General features: G+C 60.1%; 13 protein-coding genes and 1 riboswitch. Of the genes, 7 read left to right on the forward strand and 6 right to left on the reverse strand.

Annotation, left to right across the window (positions count from 1 at the left end):
• Positions 1–31 precede the first annotated feature (31 nt).
• Complete coding sequence (locus ACZRJ6_RS19035; RefSeq protein ID WP_463969074.1) at positions 32–1,180, forward strand: glycosyltransferase family 4 protein; 1,149 nt, start codon at positions 32–34, stop codon at positions 1,178–1,180.
• Positions 1,177–2,058 (forward strand): glycosyltransferase, encoded by an 882-nt coding sequence (locus ACZRJ6_RS19040; protein WP_463969075.1) that lies wholly within the window; start codon positions 1,177–1,179, stop codon positions 2,056–2,058. Before ACZRJ6_RS19035 ends, ACZRJ6_RS19040 begins: the two co-directional genes overlap by 4 nt.
• A 59-nt stretch (positions 2,059–2,117) precedes the next feature.
• On the opposite strand, the gene ACZRJ6_RS19045 is transcribed toward ACZRJ6_RS19040, so the two are convergent.
• Positions 2,118–3,974, reverse strand: coding sequence for an O-antigen ligase family protein (locus tag ACZRJ6_RS19045; protein WP_463969076.1), 1,857 nt, complete (start codon positions 3,972–3,974; stop codon positions 2,118–2,120).
• A gap of 161 nt (positions 3,975–4,135) precedes the next feature.
• On the opposite strand from ACZRJ6_RS19045, the gene msbA reads away from it, so the two are divergent.
• Together msbA and hldE are read left to right on the forward strand one after the other, a co-directional pair.
• Positions 4,136–5,941: a lipid A export permease/ATP-binding protein MsbA gene (gene msbA, locus ACZRJ6_RS19050; protein ID WP_463969077.1), complete on the forward strand. Its 1,806-nt coding sequence runs from the start codon at positions 4,136–4,138 to the stop codon at positions 5,939–5,941.
• Positions 5,942–6,080: 139 nt separating this feature from the next.
• Entirely contained in the window at positions 6,081–7,502 is a 1,422-nt protein-coding gene (gene hldE / locus ACZRJ6_RS19055) for a bifunctional D-glycero-beta-D-manno-heptose-7-phosphate kinase/D-glycero-beta-D-manno-heptose 1-phosphate adenylyltransferase HldE (RefSeq protein WP_463969078.1), read from the forward strand.
• 173 nt (positions 7,503–7,675) lie between these two features.
• On the opposite strand, the gene ACZRJ6_RS19060 is transcribed toward hldE, so the two are convergent.
• From ACZRJ6_RS19060 to ACZRJ6_RS19075, 4 genes are all read right to left on the reverse strand, one after another.
• Positions 7,676–8,641: a metal ABC transporter ATPase gene (locus ACZRJ6_RS19060; RefSeq protein ID WP_463969079.1), complete on the reverse strand. Its 966-nt coding sequence runs from the start codon at positions 8,639–8,641 to the stop codon at positions 7,676–7,678.
• A 41-nt stretch (positions 8,642–8,682) separates the two neighbouring features.
• Entirely contained in the window at positions 8,683–9,495 is an 813-nt protein-coding gene (locus ACZRJ6_RS19065) for an aldo/keto reductase (RefSeq protein WP_463969080.1), read from the reverse strand.
• Entirely contained in the window at positions 9,492–10,667 is a 1,176-nt protein-coding gene (locus ACZRJ6_RS19070) for an NAD(P)/FAD-dependent oxidoreductase (RefSeq protein WP_149411185.1), read from the reverse strand. The genes ACZRJ6_RS19065 and ACZRJ6_RS19070 overlap by 4 nt, the downstream gene beginning before the upstream one ends.
• A gap of 165 nt (positions 10,668–10,832) precedes the next feature.
• Positions 10,833–11,168 carry a DMT family transporter gene (locus ACZRJ6_RS19075; protein ID WP_463969081.1) on the reverse strand — a complete coding sequence of 112 codons (336 nt, stop codon included), beginning with the start codon at positions 11,166–11,168 and terminating at the stop codon, positions 10,833–10,835.
• Between the two features lie 103 nt (positions 11,169–11,271).
• Here ACZRJ6_RS19075 and ACZRJ6_RS19080 point away from each other — a divergent pair, with 103 nt between their 5' ends.
• Positions 11,272–12,162: a LysR family transcriptional regulator gene (locus tag ACZRJ6_RS19080; protein ID WP_463969082.1), complete on the forward strand. Its 891-nt coding sequence runs from the start codon at positions 11,272–11,274 to the stop codon at positions 12,160–12,162.
• Between the two features lie 23 nt (positions 12,163–12,185).
• Positions 12,186–13,463 (forward strand): lipid IV(A) 3-deoxy-D-manno-octulosonic acid transferase, encoded by a 1,278-nt coding sequence (waaA, locus tag ACZRJ6_RS19085; protein WP_463969083.1) that lies wholly within the window; start codon positions 12,186–12,188, stop codon positions 13,461–13,463.
• A 111-nt stretch (positions 13,464–13,574) separates the two neighbouring features.
• Here the strand turns inward: waaA and ACZRJ6_RS19090 are convergent, their stop codons facing one another.
• Positions 13,575–15,014 (reverse strand): TolC family outer membrane protein, encoded by a 1,440-nt coding sequence (locus ACZRJ6_RS19090; RefSeq protein ID WP_463969084.1) that lies wholly within the window; start codon positions 15,012–15,014, stop codon positions 13,575–13,577.
• A gap of 197 nt (positions 15,015–15,211) precedes the next feature.
• Positions 15,212–15,317, forward strand: a riboswitch (TPP riboswitch).
• 151 nt (positions 15,318–15,468) lie between these two features.
• Between ACZRJ6_RS19090 and thiC the strand changes: the two genes are divergently transcribed.
• Positions 15,469–17,358, forward strand: coding sequence for a phosphomethylpyrimidine synthase ThiC (gene thiC / locus ACZRJ6_RS19095; RefSeq protein WP_463969085.1), 1,890 nt, complete (start codon positions 15,469–15,471; stop codon positions 17,356–17,358).
• Positions 17,359–17,425 lie beyond the last annotated feature (67 nt).

A 17,425-nucleotide genomic window follows, 5' to 3' on the forward strand; every position in this document is an offset into this window, starting at 1 on the left:
TGCCCGCAGCCCGATTGCAGCATGGAGAGTTATGAAGCCTCGTTACAAGGTTTTGCAGTTACAGCCGGACTACAACGTCAAGACCAATGACTTCGCCGACCTCGGTGAGCAGATCGTCAAATCGTTGCCGGTTGAACGTTTCGAGGTGACATCGGGGTACCTCAGTGGTCGTCCGTTGCCCGGCCAGCCTCTGAGCGTGGCCGAGCACTCCCACTACTTTGAGCTGCCGGAAAAATCGCTCAAGGGCATCCGTTTCGGCGCCATGTGGCAGATCTACAAGTATTGCCGCGAACAAAAATTCGACGTGGTCATCTGTAACCGTTTCAAGTCGGTGAACATGATGCTGTCCCTCAACCGCTGGTTGAAGATCCCGCTGTGCATCGGCATCTCCCACGGTTTTGGCGAATACGCCCGTGGCTACCGTCGGCGCCAGACCCAGAGTTGGGTCAGCCCGGCCTGGCGGTTTGTCGGCGTGTCGGCAGCGGTCAGGGATTACCTGGTGGACCTCAACTGTGGGTTCACCCGTGAAAACACCACCTTTGTCACCAATGCCATCGACATCCCCCAGGCCGAAGCCTTGCAGTTGCCTCGCGATGAGGCGCGCAAAGCCCTGGGCTTGCCGCTGGATGCGCGGATGATTGGCGCCTTGGGCCGCTTGGTGCCGATCAAGGGCCACACCCATTTGCTGCAAGCCTTTGCCTCTCTCAAGGACAAATATCCTGAGGCTCAGGTGGGCATCATCGGTTCCGGCCGCGCCGAAGCGGATCTGCGTGCCGACATCGAACGCCTCGGCCTGACGGGGCGCGCGCACCTGCTGGGCTTTCGTGAAGATGGCATGAAGTATGTGCGAGGCTTTGACATCTGGACCATGCCGTCGCTGTTTGAAGGCCTGGGCCTGGCACTGCTGGAAGGCATGAGCGGGCACTTGCCGATCATTGCTTCCAACGGTCCGGCCATGTTGCCGCTGGTGGAAGGTGCTGGTGGCCTGTCCCATGAACCGGGCAATGTCGAGCAGTTGGCGGCGGCGCTGGACACTTACCTGGCCATGAGCGACGAACAGTTGCGGGCCAAGGGCGAGCAAGTGTTCCGCTACCTGGAAGCAAACCACACCCTGGCCGAGTTCCAGCACAAATATCTGGACCTGATCGAAACCGGTCTGCGAGAAGTAGGTAAAGCATGAGTCAGCAACAACCACTGGTCACGGTGATCATCGCGTCCTACAACCACGCTGCGTATATCGAACAGAGCATCCTCAGCGTGCTCGGCCAAACGTATCCGAACATCGAGTTGCTGGTGGTCGACGACGGCTCCAAGGATGACAGCGTCGAGCTGATCCAGCGTCTGCAGACCGAGCACGGTTTTGATTTTCAGGTACAGCAGAACCAGGGCCTGACCAACACCCTCAACGGCGCCATCGCCCGTGCCAAGGGCAGCCTTGTTGCGCCTTTCGGTTCCGATGACATCATGCTGCCAGAGCGCATCGCGACCCAGGTTGCCTACATGGAGGGCAAGCCGAAGGTCGGGATCTGCGCCGGCAATATTGAATTGATCGATGGTGACGGCAAGCCGTACCCGGAAAAGAAGCAGCGCCGCGACTTGCCGTTTCGCAGCCTGGATTTTGATGACCTGTTCCTGGACCGCAAACCGTTCCCGCCTGCACCGACCTTGATGATTCGCCGTGAAGCGCTGGAGCAGGTGGGAGGCTTTGATCCACTGATCCCGCTGGAAGACCTGCTGATCGAACTGAAGATCACCCACGCCGGCTACACCATCGACGTGCTGAGCGTGGTGATGGCGCGCTATCGCCAGCACGCCACCAATACGTACAAAAACCATCGGTACATGATCCAGAACATCCTCAAGACCTACGGTTTGTTCAGCGATCATCCCGCCTACGACCAGGTGCGTTACAACTTCCTGAATTCAATGTTCCTCAAGACCGCCGACCGCGACCGTCCGCTGGCGCGGGAGGTCCTCAAGCAGATCCCGTTGAAGTTCTGGGGGCGCAAGACTTTACGTGGGTTGGTGCGGCTGTACCTGGCGCCACTCAGGAGCTGAGTGGCCAGGCAAGAAGGCTGTTGAAGAAGGCGACTATCAGTGAGTGATAGTCGCCTTTTTTATGCGGCTGGTTGTGAGAGGCTCAGCACTTGCTCGCGGATTTTTGCCGTGGCGGCGGGGCTTGCAACTGACGAATAGCCTTTGGCCAACTGTTCGAAATGCACCTCGAACAACCAGTTGCGATCCTGTGGATAGCGTTGCATATGCCGCAGGTTGCGCTGCCTGAGGGTATTGCTCAGGGAGGACGGCAGGATGCGCATGTCTGCCAGGTCAATCAGGCCGAACTCACCGTCGTCCATCAATAGCACGTTGCCCAGGTGCAGGGAGCGGAAGTACACGCCGCGCTCGTGCAGTTGGGCCATGAATCGGCCAAAGCGCTCGATCAGCGATTCGCGCAGGCTGCTGTCCAGGCTTTGCAGGGCCTGACGCAGTGTCAGGCCGGGCAGCGGCTGGTAAGTGACAGCGCTGCTGCCATCACGCAAGCGATACAGATTGAGGATCTCGGGGGTCGGAATACCCAGCATCCGCAGTTGCTCACTGTTGCTGGCAAAACGTTCGGAGTACGGATTGAAGCTGCCGGAGGTGTACCAGCGGCGGGGCCGGAAAACCTTGAGGAAGCTGCCGTCTACCAGGCGCAGGACTTTGGGGCCAAGGCCGTCGGCTTCAATCACGTGGGCATTGCTGCACAGTTGATCGAAAGCCTGGGGCTTGAGGGTGTGTACTGGCATGCTCAGCAGGCTGCGGCGGCGCTGGGCGATGCTCAGGCCAGCGATCAGCGCGAGGGGAACCCACAGCAGGAACCAATGTTCCTTAGGCCGCGAGAGGATGCCGCCCCCTTCGGTCAGGCCCGCACCGATGCCATAGACCAACAGTGTTGAGGCGAGGATGAACAGCGGCTGGGCGCGTTCCTTGAGGCCTTTATACAAGCCCCAGCCGAGCATGAAGACCCACGGAATAAAGCCGATGATGCCGACGTAATAGAGCACGCCGAGGGCAAAGTTGTGAGGCTCGCGCAGTTGATAACCATCGGCGAGCGTCAGGTACAGCTCCGAATCGTAGCTGTGGCCGATCCATGGGTGCTCGGCGATCCGTTGCAGCGACATGCCCCATAACTCGAAACGGAAGGAGGAGCCGCGCTGGGTAATCAGTTCGGGGAAGAACAGCAAAATGGCTGCTGCGGCCAGTACCAATCCGGTAATCATTAGTGCCGAGCGCCGGTTGCGGGCGGTAAAGCTGAGCCAGAGCACCGACAGCACCAACGCTACCAGTGGTGTTCTGGAACCCGTGGCCAGGACTGCGGCAACCATGATCGCCAGCGCCGGCGCTGCGAACCAAAGCACTTGCAGGCGCTTGCTGGTGGCGCAAACGAACAGCCAGTAGACGCTGAAAAAACCGAAGAGATGAGAGCTGAGCAGTGGATTGTCCAGGGCGCCCATGCCGCCGATCATCCGCATCCCAGGCTCAAAGCCTTTAACGAATGCCACCAGGTTGAGGGCGCTGACCACCAGTGCAATCACCGCGGCACTGAAGAAGATCGGTTTGAACAGTTCATTGCGGTAGTGCAGCAGCAGGCCGCAGCCGGCAAACAGCATGAAGGTATGCAGAGGGCGTTTGAACAGATCGGTGTCGGGATGATGTTCCGGGCTCCAGAGCAAGCTGATCAATGCCCAGGCTGAGAACATCGCGAAGGCAATCGCCAGGGGTTCCCTGAAAAACTGCTTGAGTTCGCTCGGGCGCACGCACAGCAGCAGCAGTGTTGGCGCGCTGAACAGGCCGTAATAGAATTTGTGTAAGATATTTCGATTGGTGACGAAGAACAGGGCGCTCAAGAGGAGCAGTAAGCCAATAGGCAAGATCCATAGGCACAGGAAGTCAAATACGCGATTTGAACCATAGGTGAGACGTTTGGAGTGCATACAGAAAAGCCATTCCAGAATAAGAGAAAGCCGACCATCTTAAAGTAGTGGCTAAATAATGTCGCGTGCCGGGGCGAGCCGGGTCTGGGCTAATGCCGGGTGCAAGTACAACAGAGAAGCTGTGCTAAAGTCAGCCTCCTTTTTCAAAACCGCCGCGTGATATGACCGACTCTAGTCCGAGCGCAAGCCCTTCGAGCTTGAAAATATACTTCCGCCTGCTCAGTTACGTTAAGCCCTATGCCGGCTTGTTCGCGCTGAGTATCGTCGGCTTTCTGATTTTTGCCTCGACCCAGCCCATGCTGGGGTACATCCTCAAGTACTTTGTCGACGGCCTGTCCAACCCCGAAGCGGTGCTGTTTCCCAGTGTACCCTTCCTGCGTGACCTGCAACTGCTGCAGGCGGTGCCGCTGCTGATCATCCTGATCGCCGCCTGGCAGGGCCTTGGCTCGTTCCTGGGTAACTATTTTCTGGCCAAGGTTTCCCTGGGGCTGGTTCACGACCTGCGGGTGCAGTTGTTCAACAACCTGCTGACCTTGCCCAACCGTTATTTCGACAATCACAACTCCGGGCATCTGATTTCGCGCATCACCTTCAACGTGACGATGGTCACGGGCGCTGCTACCGATGCTATCAAGGTGGTGATTCGCGAAGGCATGACGGTGATCTTCCTGTTCGCCTCGCTGCTTTATATGAACTGGCGCCTGACGCTGGTGATGATCGCCATCCTGCCGCTGATTGCGGTGATGGTCAGCACAGCGAGCAAGAAATTTCGCAAGCAGAGCAAGAAGATTCAGGTGGCGATGGGTGACGTCACCCACGTGGCCTCGGAAACCATCCAGGGCTACCGTGTGGTGCGCAGCTTCGGCGGTGAAGTCTACGAGCAGAAGCGCTTCCAGACGGCCAGCCTGAGCAACACCAACAAGCAATTGCGCATGACCCGTACCGGCGCGATCTACACCCCGGCACTGCAACTGGTGATCTACACCGCCATGGCCGTGCTGATGTTCCTGGTCCTTTATCTTCGTGGTGATGCCTCAGCCGGTGACATGGTTGCCTATATTACGTTGGCCGGCCTGTTGCCCAAGCCGATTCGCCAACTGTCGGAAGTCAGTTCGACCATCCAGAAAGGCGTGGCGGGTGCCGAGAGTATCTTCGAACAGCTGGACGAAGACGCTGAAATCGATCGCGGCACTATTGAGCGCGAGGCGGTCAGCGGTCGCCTGGAAGTGCGCAACCTGAACTTCACGTATCCGGGCACCGACCGTCATGTCCTCAAGGACATCACGTTTACTGCGGAGCCTGGGCAGATGGTCGCGCTAGTGGGGCGTTCGGGCAGCGGCAAGTCGACCCTGGCCAGCCTGATCCCGCGCTTCTACCACCATGAAAGTGGCGAGATCCTGCTGGACGGTGTAGATATCGAGGATTATCGCCTGCTCAACCTGCGCCGGCATATCGCTCAGGTGACCCAGCACGTGACCCTGTTCAGCGACACTGTGACCAACAACATTGCCTACGGTGATCTGGCCGGGGCGCCACAGGAAGCGGTTGAAGCTGCCGCGGCCGATGCCAATGCCAAAGACTTCATCGATCAGTTGCCTAAGGGCTTCGATACCCATATCGGCGAAAACGGTGTGCTGCTGTCCGGCGGCCAACGCCAGCGTCTGGCGATTGCCCGGGCATTGCTCAAGAACGCGCCGTTGCTGATTCTCGACGAGGCCACTTCGGCGCTGGACACCGAGTCCGAGCGGCATATCCAGGCTGCGCTGGACAAGGTCATGCAGGGCCGTACGACCCTGGTGATTGCTCACCGCCTGTCGACCATCGAAAAAGCCGACCTGATCCTGGTGATGGATGATGGCCGGATCGTCGAGCGCGGCACCCATGGCGAACTATTGGCCCAGAACGGCTACTACGCCCGCCTGCATGCCATGGGCCTGGATGCGCCGGTTTCGGCGAATATCACCTGAACCAGTGGTTGCGCCTGGCCCTGTGAGGGCCAGGCCAAGCCCATTTCCATCAGCAACATCTTCTGTGCAGACCCCCACAAGCCTTTGACAACCCTGTGCTAATATCGCGCCCCTGTTCATTTTGTATGTGGGTTGCTCCATGAAGTTGTCCATGCCGCGATTCGATCAAGCCCCTGTCTTGGTGGTCGGCGATGTCATGCTCGACCGTTACTGGCATGGCGGTACCTCACGGATTTCCCCTGAGGCACCGGTACCGGTAGTCAAGGTCGAGCAAATCGAAGACCGCCCAGGTGGCGCTGCCAACGTCGCCCTCAACATTGCTGCACTCGGCGCCCCGGCCTCCCTCGTGGGTGTGACCGGCGACGACGAAGCCGCCGACAGCCTGGCCAACAGCCTGCGCGGTGCTGGCGTGCGTGCGCTGTTCCAGCGCATTGCCCATCAGCCGACCATCGTCAAGCTGCGGGTCATGAGCCGTCACCAGCAATTGCTGCGTATCGATTTCGAAGAACCCTTCGCCACCGACGCCCTGGCCCTCAGTGAGCAGGTCGACGAGTTGCTGGAAGGCATCAAGGTATTGGTGCTGTCCGACTACGGCAAAGGCGCGCTGAAGAACCACCAGATGCTAATCCAGGCCGCCAAGGCCCGTGGCATCCCGGTGCTGGCCGATCCCAAGGGCAAGGACTTCTCGATTTATCGAGGCGCCAGCCTGATCACGCCGAACCTCAGCGAGTTTGAAACCATCGTCGGCGGTTGCGCCGATGAGCACGAGTTGGTGACCAAGGGCGCAAGCCTCATGGCCGACCTCGACCTGGGCGCCTTGTTGGTGACCCGTGGCGAACACGGCATGACCTTATTGCGCCCCGGCCATCCGGCCATGCACTTGCCGGCACGGGCCCGTGAAGTATTCGACGTCACCGGTGCCGGAGATACGGTGATTTCCACCTTGGCCGCGGCTATCGCGGCTGGCGAAGAATTGCCCCATGCAGTGGCCCTCGCCAACCTGGCCGCCGGCATCGTGGTCGGCAAGCTGGGTACCGCGGCCATCAGCGCCCCGGAACTGCGCCGGGCGATCCAGCGTGAGGAAGGTTCGGAGCGGGGCGTGTTGAGCCTTGAGCAATTGCTGCTGGCCATTGACGACGCCCGAGCCCATAACGAGAGCATCGTCTTCACCAATGGTTGTTTTGACATCCTGCACGCCGGTCATGTGACCTATCTTGAGCAGGCGCGAGCCCAGGGCGATCGTTTGATCGTTGCGGTCAACGATGATGCATCAGTCAGCCGCCTGAAAGGGCCGGGTCGGCCGATCAACAGCGTCGACCGGCGCATGGCGGTTCTGGCCGGTTTGGGAGCGGTGGACTGGGTGATCAGCTTTGCCGAGGGCACCCCGGAGAACCTGCTGGCCCAGGTCAAGCCGGACGTGCTGGTCAAGGGCGGCGATTACTCGGTCGACCAGGTGGTCGGTGCCGATATCGTCAGCGCCTATGGCGGCAAGGTCAAAGTGTTGGGGCTGGTGGCAAACAGTTCGACCACGGCGATTGTCGAGAAGATCCGAAATAACTGATGCGGATTTAGTGTGGGGTTTGGCTGCGATAGCCATGGGTATCGCAGCATCGTGCCGCCCCGCTATTTTCGTAGCAAACTGTCGAGCCTCGCTGGGGCTCGATAACTGCGGCGGTTCCTGCCTTCAAGATGTGTAGATACCTATGCTGCGATAGCATCACCTCGGTAGTTCTGTTACCGGTTTGCCTTTTTCGGCACGATCTTGCGCAAAATCTGCCGTGCCCTGCCAGTCAGCTGTTTCAGCTTCGACTCTTTCTCCGGCGCACTCAGCCCCTGCTGCCTGAGCCAATCCTTCCACCTGATTCGTTCCTCGCGCACCAGCCAACCTTCCTGCTGGGCGAAGCTCTCTGCCAGGTACAAACCCCGCGTACTGGCTGGGTACAGCTGATCCTTTTTCAAGGTATACAGCTCGGCGCAGGGCTGGCCATCCTTGAGCGGCATCAGGTACAGGTCGGGGCGTTGGCGGTCCAGGCGGGCCACCAGTTGATCACCTTCCAGGCGCTCATCAACATGAAACAGGCTCAGGGACTTGGCCTCTTTCGGCACTTCCAGGCGCAGGTCATAAATCAATTGCAGCGACGCCGTGGGCAGATGCACATAGGCCCGTGGGCGTTCGATCAGCTGCATATTGGCGCAGCGCACTGGGCGGGCGGCGCCGGACAAGGGCGAGAGGCGAAACGGCAGCGCTTCGCGGTAATGCAGGGCGGATGAGTAGGGCGCCGGCAGCCAGGTGTCGTTGAAGCGGCCGCCGAGCCAGCCTTCCGGGGTTTCCAGCAGGCATTCTTCGGCGATTTCCTGGATGGCGGTGTGCAGCGGCAGGTTCAGTTCGTGGGCCGGGACATAGCCGGAGATCAGCTTGAGCACCACGTCGCCGCGATCCTGCCGACGCTGGCGCACCAGCACCCAGTAATCGCGATTCTGCCAATGCAGCGTCAGGCGTACCGACACGCCAAGGTTGGCCAGCTCCAGGGAGAAGCGCTCGGCGTCCGCTACGTCCACCGGCTTGCGTCGCTGCAGGGTCTGGGCGAAGTTGAGCGGCATGCCCACGCTCTGGTAGCTCAGGCCTTCGGGGGTGGCTTCGACGAACAGTGGCAGTGTTTTAAAGTTGCTGGGGTTTTTTCTTATGAGCGTTCGCGACATGTCGGCTCCTTCTTGCGTCGGGGTCGGCCGCGTCGGCGGCATCAGAGTTGGCGAATGACCTTGGCAGCGGTCGCCACGTTATGGGCGAGGTGCAGCGGATTGATAGTTCCGACAATAGCACTGGCCACGCCGGTTTGCGCAAACAACAAGATGAAACTGGCGTGAATTGGATCCATTCCCGATTCAAGGCAGGCGTGACCACTGGCCAGGGCCTTTTTTACCAGGATGCCTTTACCGTGGGCGGCGGCATAATCGATCACGGCTTTTTCGCCCTGTTCGTTCAGGTTGTAGGTGACCATGGCGCAATCGCCCTGTTCCAGAGCCTTCACGCCGCCTTCGACGGTCTTGCCGGAGAAGCCGAAACCGCGAATCTTGCCCTCGCGTTTGAGGTCCGCCAGGGTCTGGTAGACCTCACAGTCGTTGAGGATGTGCAGGTCATTGCCGTCGGAATGCACCAGTACCAGATCGATAAAATCCGTTTCCAATCGTTGCAGGCTACGTTCCACGGAAAGGCGGGTGTGGTCGGCGCTGAAGTCATGGCTGGACGCGCCATCGGTGAACTCTTCACCGACCTTGCTGACAATCACCCACTCCTGGCGCTGGCCGCGTAACAGCGGCCCCAGGCGCTCTTCGCTGCGCCCGTAGGCGGGCGCGGTGTCGATCAGGTTAATGCCCAGTTCCCGCGCCTGGCGCAGCAGCATTCGCGCCTCGTCGTCGTTCGGAATTTGAAAGCCGTTGGGGTATTTCACGCCTTGGTCACGGCCCAGCTTGACGGTACCCAGACCCAGCGGCGACACCAGCAGGCCAGTGCTGCCCAGCGGGCGGTGAAGGTCATGCAGGGTCGGCAGGGTCATGGCAACAGTTGCTCCCAGGCGGGTTGGGCGATGGTCGGTTTCGGCAGGTCGGGCAGTGTTTGCGCTGGGCCGGGCTTGATGCCGTCACGGTCCAGTGCCTCGATCACCCGATCGGCGAAGTCTGGCGCCAGGGCCAGCTTGGTCGGCCAGCCCACCAGCAGTCGATCCTGCTCGGCAAGGAAGGCGCTGTCCGGCCGGGTCAGACCCGATTGCAAGGGTTCGGCGCGGTCCACGCGCAAGGTGGCCCATTGTGTCTGGCTCATGTCGATCCAGGGCAACAGATGGGCCAGATCTTTTTGCGCAGTGGCAATCTGTTCGGCGGGCGTGCGAGCCACGCCTTCGGCCTCGGCAATATCACCGCCTATGTACCAGACCCAATTGCCATCGGCCGCCGGGTGAGTGGTCACGGTGACGCGTGGCTTGGTGCCGGCGCCCAGGCAGTGGGCGTACAGCGGCTTAAGGCCGGGGCCCTTGGCGATGATCATGTGCAGCGGGCGGCATTGCATGGCCGGCTGGCTCAGTCCCAGTGCGCTCAGTAAATCGGCGGTGCCGGCGCCAGCACTGAGGACGATGCGCTGGGCGCGGATTTCGCGGCCATCGACCTTCAAACCAACCAATGCGTCATTTTCCAGCAGTGGTTCGATCTGCTGCCCGGCGAGCAAGCCGTCGCCGGCCAATTGCGCCAGGCGTTCGATCAGGCTCGGCACATCCACCACCAACTCGGCCAGGCGATAGACCTTGCCCTTGAAGCGGCGGTCTTGCAGTGCCGGCGGCAGGTCGTCGCCCTTGACCTGATTGACGCGGCCACGCACTGCCTTGCTGGCGAAGAAACTGGTGAGATTGCCGGCCAGGGTGCCGGGAGACCATAGATAGTGGGCCTGGGACAGCAGGCGCACGCCGGACAGGTCCAGCTCGCCATTCCCTGCGAGGGCTTCGCCCCAGCGGCGGGGCATGTCGGCGATGGCTTCGGAGGCTCCGGTCAGGACACCGTGCAAGGCGTACTTGGCCCCGCCATGAATAATCCCCTGGGACTTTACGCTTTGCCCGCCGCCGAGGGTGGCATTTTCCACCAGTACTGTGGAAAAGCCCTGGCTGCGCAGGCGCGCATTGAGCCAGAGGCCGGCAACTCCGGCGCCGACAATCAGAACGTCGGTGGAAATAACGGATGGCATGGGGCAACCTCAGTGTTCAAGACTAGAGGCTCAGTATACAGGCTCATGAAATGGATCTTTGCCCGGGATCAATGCAACACGCACTCTAATGACAGACCTGTCGCAGGAGCTGTTGAGTGAAACGAGGCTGCGAACTTCGAACCCACTTGAGCCTCAAGTGAACGATCAGTGCCCCGCCGTTTTCGAAAACAATTGAATCACCACCACCCCCAATACAATTAGCGCCATCCCCAGCATCGCCGGAATGTCGAGTTTCTGCCCGTAGATAAACAGCGCGGCGATGCTGACCATGACAATGCCCATCCCGGCCCACACCGCATAGGCCACGCCCACCGGCACGGTGCGCACGACAAGCGTCAGCATCCAGAACGCCACGCTGTAGCCGACAATGACCAGCAGCAGCGGGATCGGGGTGCTGAAGCCCTTGATGGCTTTCATGGAAACGGTAGCGATCACTTCCGAGCAAATGGCAACGGCCAAGTAGTAGTAGGCGACGTTCATGGGTAAATCCTCGGTGTGTGGCTTGTTTGATGAGGTCGGCATTCTAGAGACTCTTCAGATGGGGTAAAGTCATTACCTATCTGAATTGAAGATGGGTTGAACCATGAGTGTGCAGTGGAGCCTGGAACAGATGCGCCTGTTTGTCAGTGTTGCCGAGCAGCGTTCGTTTTCGGCAGTAGCGCGTGGCCAGCGCAAGGCGCAATCGGCGGTGAGTAATGGGATTGCGCTGTTGGAGGCGGACCTGGGGGTCAGTCTGTTCGATCGCAGCAGTGGCCGCCAGCCCCGGTTGACCGAAGCCGGAACGGCATTACTTGAAGAAGCGCGGGAGGTGTTGCGCCAGTGCGAACGCCTCAATGGTCGTGCCATGTCGTTAATGCGCGGGGAAGAGGCGTGCCTGCGCCTGGCTCAGGACGAGGCCATGCTCTATCAACCGGTACTGGATAGCCTTGAAGCCCTGGCGGGGAAATTTCCCAGCCTGGAAGTGCAATTGTCCAGCGTCGCCCAAGGTGACGTGGCGCGAAAGTTGGTTGAGCGCAAGGCGGATCTGGGCCTGCTGTTCTACCACGACCAAATCCCCGAAGCCCTTGAGCGGCGAGTAGTAGGCCGCGTGGAAATGGTCACTGTATGCGGCGTCGGACATCCTCTGGCGACGCAAAAGCATGTGCTTTGTCAGCATCTGGCGCAGTTTCGCCAGTTGCTGATGTCCACGCAAACCAGTGTCTACCCTGGCAGTGAGGCCGCAAGTCCCCAAGTGTGGCGCGCCGACAGCTTCTACGTCCTCGCCGAATGGCTGGTGCGTGGCCTGGGTTGGGCCTGGCTGCCCCGGCATGTGGTGCAGTACCCGACGTATCAGGGCCAGATGGTCGAACTGGGCGGCGAATGGACCCCGCCAGCGCTGGTTGTGGAGCTTGTATGGCGCCGCGACGAACCCCTAGGCCCCGCTGCACGCTTTCTCGCCGAACGTTTTACCGAGTGCTTGCAGGCGATCGACTAAAAAAGCCGATAAACTCCGCCGCCATGAATAGAACTCTCTACAGCTGTCTGTTTTACCTGGTGCTGCCGTTGGTGGCTTTACGTCTTTGGCTGCGGGCGCGCAAGGCGCCGGCTTATGCCAAGCGCGTCAGTGAGCGCTTTTCCTATGGATTGCCGGCGATGCAGCCCGGTGGGATCTGGGTGCACGCGGTGTCGGTGGGCGAGAGCATCGCCGCTGCGCCAATGATCCGTGGCCTGCTGCAACGTTATCCACAGTTGCCGATCACTGTCACCTGCATGACGCCCACCGGTTCCGAGCGGATCCAGGCACTGTTTGCCAATGAGCCGCGCATCCAGCATTGCTATCTTCCCTATGACTTGCCGTGCGCCGCAAAGCGGTTTCTGGATCGGGTCCAGCCCACGCTGGTAGTCATCATGGAAACCGAGCTGTGGCCCAACCATATCCACCAATGTGCCAAGCGCGGTATCCCCGTGGCATTGGCCAATGCGCGGCTATCGGCCCGCTCGGCCAAGGGCTACGGGCGATTCGCCAAGCTGACCGCGCCGATGTTGGCAGAAATGAGCCTGTTCGCCGTACAGACCGAAACCGAGGCCGAGCGCTTTCGCAGCCTCGGCGCGCGGCCGCAAACCGTCGAAGTCACCGGCTCGATCAAGTTTGACCTGACCATCGATCCACAGCTGTTATTTCGCGCCGCAGAACTGCGCCAGCAATGGCAAGCCAGCGAGCGTCCGGTATGGATCGCGGCCAGTACCCATGAAGGCGAGGATGAAGTGGTGCTCGCGGCCCATCGCCAATTGCTTGCCAGCCACCCCGATGCGCTGCTGATCCTGGTGCCGCGCCATCCGGAGCGCTTCAACGCGATGTTCGAGTTGTGCCAGCAGCAAGGCTTCGCCACGGTGCGTCGCTCCAGCGATCAGCCTGTGACGGCAGCCACTTCAGTGTTGCTCGGTGACACCATGGGGGAGTTGCTGTTTCTTTACGCGTTGGCCGATAGCGCTTTTGTCGGCGGTAGCCTGATGCCCAACGGCGGCCACAATCTGCTGGAACCGGCGGCGCTGGCCAAGCCTGTGATCTGTGGCCCGCACCTGTTCAACTTCCTCGAAATCGCCACAATGATGCGCGAGGCCGGAGCGTTGCAGGAAGTGGATGATGCTGACGGCTTGGCGGTGGCGGTGCAGCGGCTGTTTGAGTTGCCGCGAGATGCGCAGAGGGTGGCGGAAGCGGGGCTCAAGGTGATGCAGGCTAACCAGGGTGCGTTGAAGCGGTTGCTCGATGGGCTTGATCGACTGATCAATCGCTGACCTTGCAGGAGCGAATTTGCTCGCGACAGACGTTAACGATTACGCGTTCAGTCTGAATAAACGCGGCGTCCTTAAGTTTTTCGCGAGCAAGTTCGCTCCAGGGGCAGTTGCTCAATAATCGGGATTAGCCTTCAATTGTTCGGCAGCCGCCTTGGCCAGATCCGGCGGCAAGAAGTCTTTGTCCGGGTTGTAGTCAGCCTTCAGATACCGCGCCAGGTCCTGCAAGTCCCCCGGATTCAACGTCCCTGCTGCCTGTTTCAGGCGCAGGTTGTCGAGGATGTAGTCATAGCGGCTGTTGTTGTAGTTGCGCACTGAGGTGTACAGCTGGCGCTGGGCATCCAGCACATCAACGATATTGCGCGTGCCCACCTGGTAACCGATTTCCGTGGCTTCTACCGCGCTCTGGTTGGAGATGATCGACTGGCGGCGTGCCTGTACCTGCTCCACATCGGTGTTCACCGCACGGTGCAGGTTGCGGGTGTTTTCTACTACCTGGCGGCGCAGGCCTTCGCGTTGTTGCTCGGTCTGGCCAAGGCGCGAATAGGATTCGCGCACTTGCGAGCTGGTGAGGCCGCCGCTGTACAACGGGATGCTCAGGCGCAGGCCGATGGTGCGTTGCGAGACATCGCCGCCATAGGCAATCGGCAGGTTATTCGGGTTGCTCAGGCCCAGGGCGTCGTTGTCACCCTTCTCGTATTGCGCCACCGCATCGAGGGTCGGCGCGTGGCCGGCCTTGCGTTGCTTGAGGGTTTCTTCAGCGGCGGTGACTGCATAGTTGCTGGCCAGCAAATTCAGGTTCTGTCGGCCTGCGGTGTCGACCCAGGCTTTGGCGTCGTTGGGCAACGGCGGTAACACCGGCAGCGTATGGACGATGCCCTGAATGGCGTTGTACTGACGGTTGGTCAGGGTTATCAGCGCTTCAAAGGCGTCGTCCACCTGGCGCTGGGCCAGAATCCGGTTGGCCCGCGCCGTGTCGTAGCTGGCCTGGGATTGCAGCACGTCGGTCTTGTCCGACAGGCCGACATCGAAGCGCTCGTTGGACTGGTCCAGTTGACGCTTGAAGGCGGCTTCTTCGGCCTTGGTCGAGGCCAGGTTGTCCTGGACCCGCAGCACGGCGAAGTAGTTTTCGGCGCTTTGCAGGATCAGGTTCTGTTCGGTGGCCGAGAGTAGCAGCGCGGCCTGTTCGTTGACCGCTTCGGCGGCTTGCAGCTGGAACCAGCGGTCGGCACGGAACAGCGGCTGACTCAGGGTTGCCCGCCAGGAATGGGCATCGCGATTGGCGGTGGCCGCAGGCTGGTCGATCTGGGTGCGTACATTGTTGATGTCGGCGCCGGCCGACAGGTTCGGCAGCAAACCGGCACGGGCCTGGGGCACCACTTCCTTCTGCGCGCCGTATTGGGCGCGGGCGGCGGCCAGGTCGGCGTTGTTGTCCACCGCTTCTTGATAGACGCTGACCAGGTCGGTTTTGGTCGACAAGGGCGCTTCAACTGCCCAGACCATTCCATTGGTCGCACAAGACACGGCAAGAGCCAGTGAGAGTTTGCGCAGCATGAGGCGATCCCTAGAGTAAATATTACGGCGATAATTTTGAGCCCAAGGCTACGACGAGCGATCCGGAGCGTCAAGGCGTTGAGACAGTAGCCGAGTGTAGTGGTCGCAACACCACGCAACAATCCTGCAATTGCGCCATTCATCACGCTGAATGCACCGCTATTGGTAATTTGCCTGCTCCATGGTCTAGACTGGCCGCGTTCTTGTCGGGGTGCCTTGCTATGAGGCTGAGATCGGTAAATACCGGATCCCGTTGAACCTGATCAGGTTAGCGCCTGCGTAGGGAACAAGATTTCTCGTCACCCGGCGAGTCCTCTTGTGCTTCGTCCGGGATGTTGTTCGACAATCGAACAGCCCTCGTGCGCCAAGCACAGCACTTATTTACAGTGCGCCCATCCGTCACAGGTTCACTCCGACAAAAATCCACTGCCTGGATGTGTCTGGAGAGCCCGTGATGAGTACAAAACTAAAAAACACCGTGCATTTGAGTGAGTCGGCCAAGGTCGATCAGCAATCAGTACAGCCGTTTACCCGCTCGCAAAAAATCTACGTCCAGGGCACGCGCCCAGACATTCGCGTGCCGATGCGCGAAGTCAGCCTCGACGTTACCCCCACCGACCTCGGCGGCGAAATCAATGCCCCCGTGGTGGTCTACGACACCTCCGGCCCCTACACCGACCCCAACGTCATTATTGATGTGCGCAAAGGCCTGGGCGACGTGCGCTCACCGTGGATTGAATCCCGTGGCGACACCGAGCGCCTGGCCGGCCTGAGTTCCAACTTCGGCCAGCAGCGCCTGAGCGATGCCGAGCTGACTGCCCTGCGCTTCGCCCACGTGAAGAACCCGCGCCGGGCCAAGGCCGGGGCCAACGTCACGCAGATGCACTACGCCCGCCAAGGCATCATCACCGCCGAGATGGAATACGTTGCCATCCGCGAAAACATGAAGCTGGAAGAAGCCCGTGCCGCAGGCCTTCTGAACCAGCAACACGCCGGTCACAGCTTCGGCGCCAGCGTGCCGAAAATCATCACACCTGAATTTGTGCGCGAAGAAATCGCCCGTGGCCGTGCAATTATTCCGGCGAACATCAACCACACCGAACTGGAACCGATGATCATCGGCCGTAACTTCCTGGTGAAGATCAACGGCAACATCGGCAACAGCGCCCTGGGTTCGTCCATCGAAGAAGAAGTGGCGAAATTGACCTGGGGCATTCGCTGGGGTTCGGACACGGTGATGGACCTGTCCACCGGCAAGCACATCCACGAAACCCGCGAGTGGATCATCCGCAACTCGCCGGTGCCGATCGGTACCGTGCCGATCTACCAGGCCCTGGAAAAAGTCGGCGGCGCCGCTGAAGACCTGACCTGGGAGCTGTTTCGCGACACCCTGATCGAACAGGCCGAGCAGGGCGTCGACTACTTCACCATCCACGCAGGCGTCTTGTTGCGCTATGTACCGCTGACCGCCAAACGCGTTACCGGCATTGTTTCCCGTGGTGGTTCGATCATGGCCAAGTGGTGCCTGGCCCACCACAAAGAGAACTTCACCTACACCCATTTCGACGAAATCTGCGAAATCATGAAGGCCTACGACGTCAGCTTCTCCCTCGGGGATGGCCTGCGTCCGGGCTCGATTGCCGACGCCAACGACGCCGCGCAATTTGGCGAGCTGGAAACCCTCGGCGAGCTGACCAAGATCGCCTGGAAGCACGATGTGCAAACCATGATCGAAGGCCCCGGCCACGTGCCGATGCAACTGATCAAGGAGAATATGGACAAGCAGCTGGAGTGCTGCGACGAGGCGCCGTTCTACACCCTTGGCCCGCTGACCACCGACATTGCACCGGGTTATGACCACATCACCTCCGGCATCGGTGCGGCGATGATCGGTTGGTTCGGTTGCGCCATGCTCTGCTACGTCACGCCCAAGGAGCACTTGGGTTTGCCGAACAAGGATGACGTCAAGACCGGGATCATCACCTACAAGATCGCGGCCCACGCGGCGGACTTGGCCAAGGGGCATCCGGGAGCGCAAATTCGCGATAATGCGTTGAGCAAGGCGCGCTTCGAGTTCCGCTGGGAAGACCAGTTCAACCTAGGCCTGGACCCGGACACCGCGCGTTCGTACCACGATGAAACCCTGCCAAAGGATTCGGCCAAGGTCGCGCATTTCTGCTCGATGTGTGGGCCGAAATTCTGCTCGATGAAGATCACCCAGGAAGTGCGTGAGTACGCAGCTAACCAACTGATCGAGGCAGTGGATGTGGATGTCGCCAAAGGGTTGGCGGAGCAGGCGGAGCGGTTCAAGCAGGAAGGTAGTCAGCTGTACAAAAAGGTTTAAGCGCCAAGCTGCAAGCTGCAAGTTAGAAGCAGGTGCAAACCCGTTTTTGCTTGCAGCTTAAGGCTTG

This window comes from Pseudomonas sp. C321 (genome assembly GCF_055407105.1).

What these genes read in the sequence shown, in the direction of transcription:
- ACZRJ6_RS19035 (WP_463969074.1), top strand. Translation starts at nt 32, where the DNA reads ATGAAGCCTCGTTACAAGGTTTTGCAGTTACAGCCGGACTACAACGTC.
- ACZRJ6_RS19040 (WP_463969075.1), top strand. Translation starts at nt 1,177, where the DNA reads ATGAGTCAGCAACAACCACTGGTCACGGTGATCATCGCGTCCTACAAC.
- ACZRJ6_RS19045 (WP_463969076.1), bottom strand. Translation starts at nt 3,974, where the DNA reads ATGCACTCCAAACGTCTCACCTATGGTTCAAATCGCGTATTTGACTTC.
- msbA (WP_463969077.1), top strand. Translation starts at nt 4,136, where the DNA reads ATGACCGACTCTAGTCCGAGCGCAAGCCCTTCGAGCTTGAAAATATAC.
- hldE (WP_463969078.1), top strand. Translation starts at nt 6,081, where the DNA reads ATGAAGTTGTCCATGCCGCGATTCGATCAAGCCCCTGTCTTGGTGGTC.
- ACZRJ6_RS19060 (WP_463969079.1), bottom strand. Translation starts at nt 8,641, where the DNA reads ATGTCGCGAACGCTCATAAGAAAAAACCCCAGCAACTTTAAAACACTG.
- ACZRJ6_RS19065 (WP_463969080.1), bottom strand. Translation starts at nt 9,495, where the DNA reads ATGACCCTGCCGACCCTGCATGACCTTCACCGCCCGCTGGGCAGCACT.
- ACZRJ6_RS19070 (WP_149411185.1), bottom strand. Translation starts at nt 10,667, where the DNA reads ATGCCATCCGTTATTTCCACCGACGTTCTGATTGTCGGCGCCGGAGTT.
- ACZRJ6_RS19075 (WP_463969081.1), bottom strand. Translation starts at nt 11,168, where the DNA reads ATGAACGTCGCCTACTACTACTTGGCCGTTGCCATTTGCTCGGAAGTG.
- ACZRJ6_RS19080 (WP_463969082.1), top strand. Translation starts at nt 11,272, where the DNA reads ATGAGTGTGCAGTGGAGCCTGGAACAGATGCGCCTGTTTGTCAGTGTT.
- waaA (WP_463969083.1), top strand. Translation starts at nt 12,186, where the DNA reads ATGAATAGAACTCTCTACAGCTGTCTGTTTTACCTGGTGCTGCCGTTG.
- ACZRJ6_RS19090 (WP_463969084.1), bottom strand. Translation starts at nt 15,014, where the DNA reads ATGCTGCGCAAACTCTCACTGGCTCTTGCCGTGTCTTGTGCGACCAAT.
- thiC (WP_463969085.1), top strand. Translation starts at nt 15,469, where the DNA reads ATGAGTACAAAACTAAAAAACACCGTGCATTTGAGTGAGTCGGCCAAG.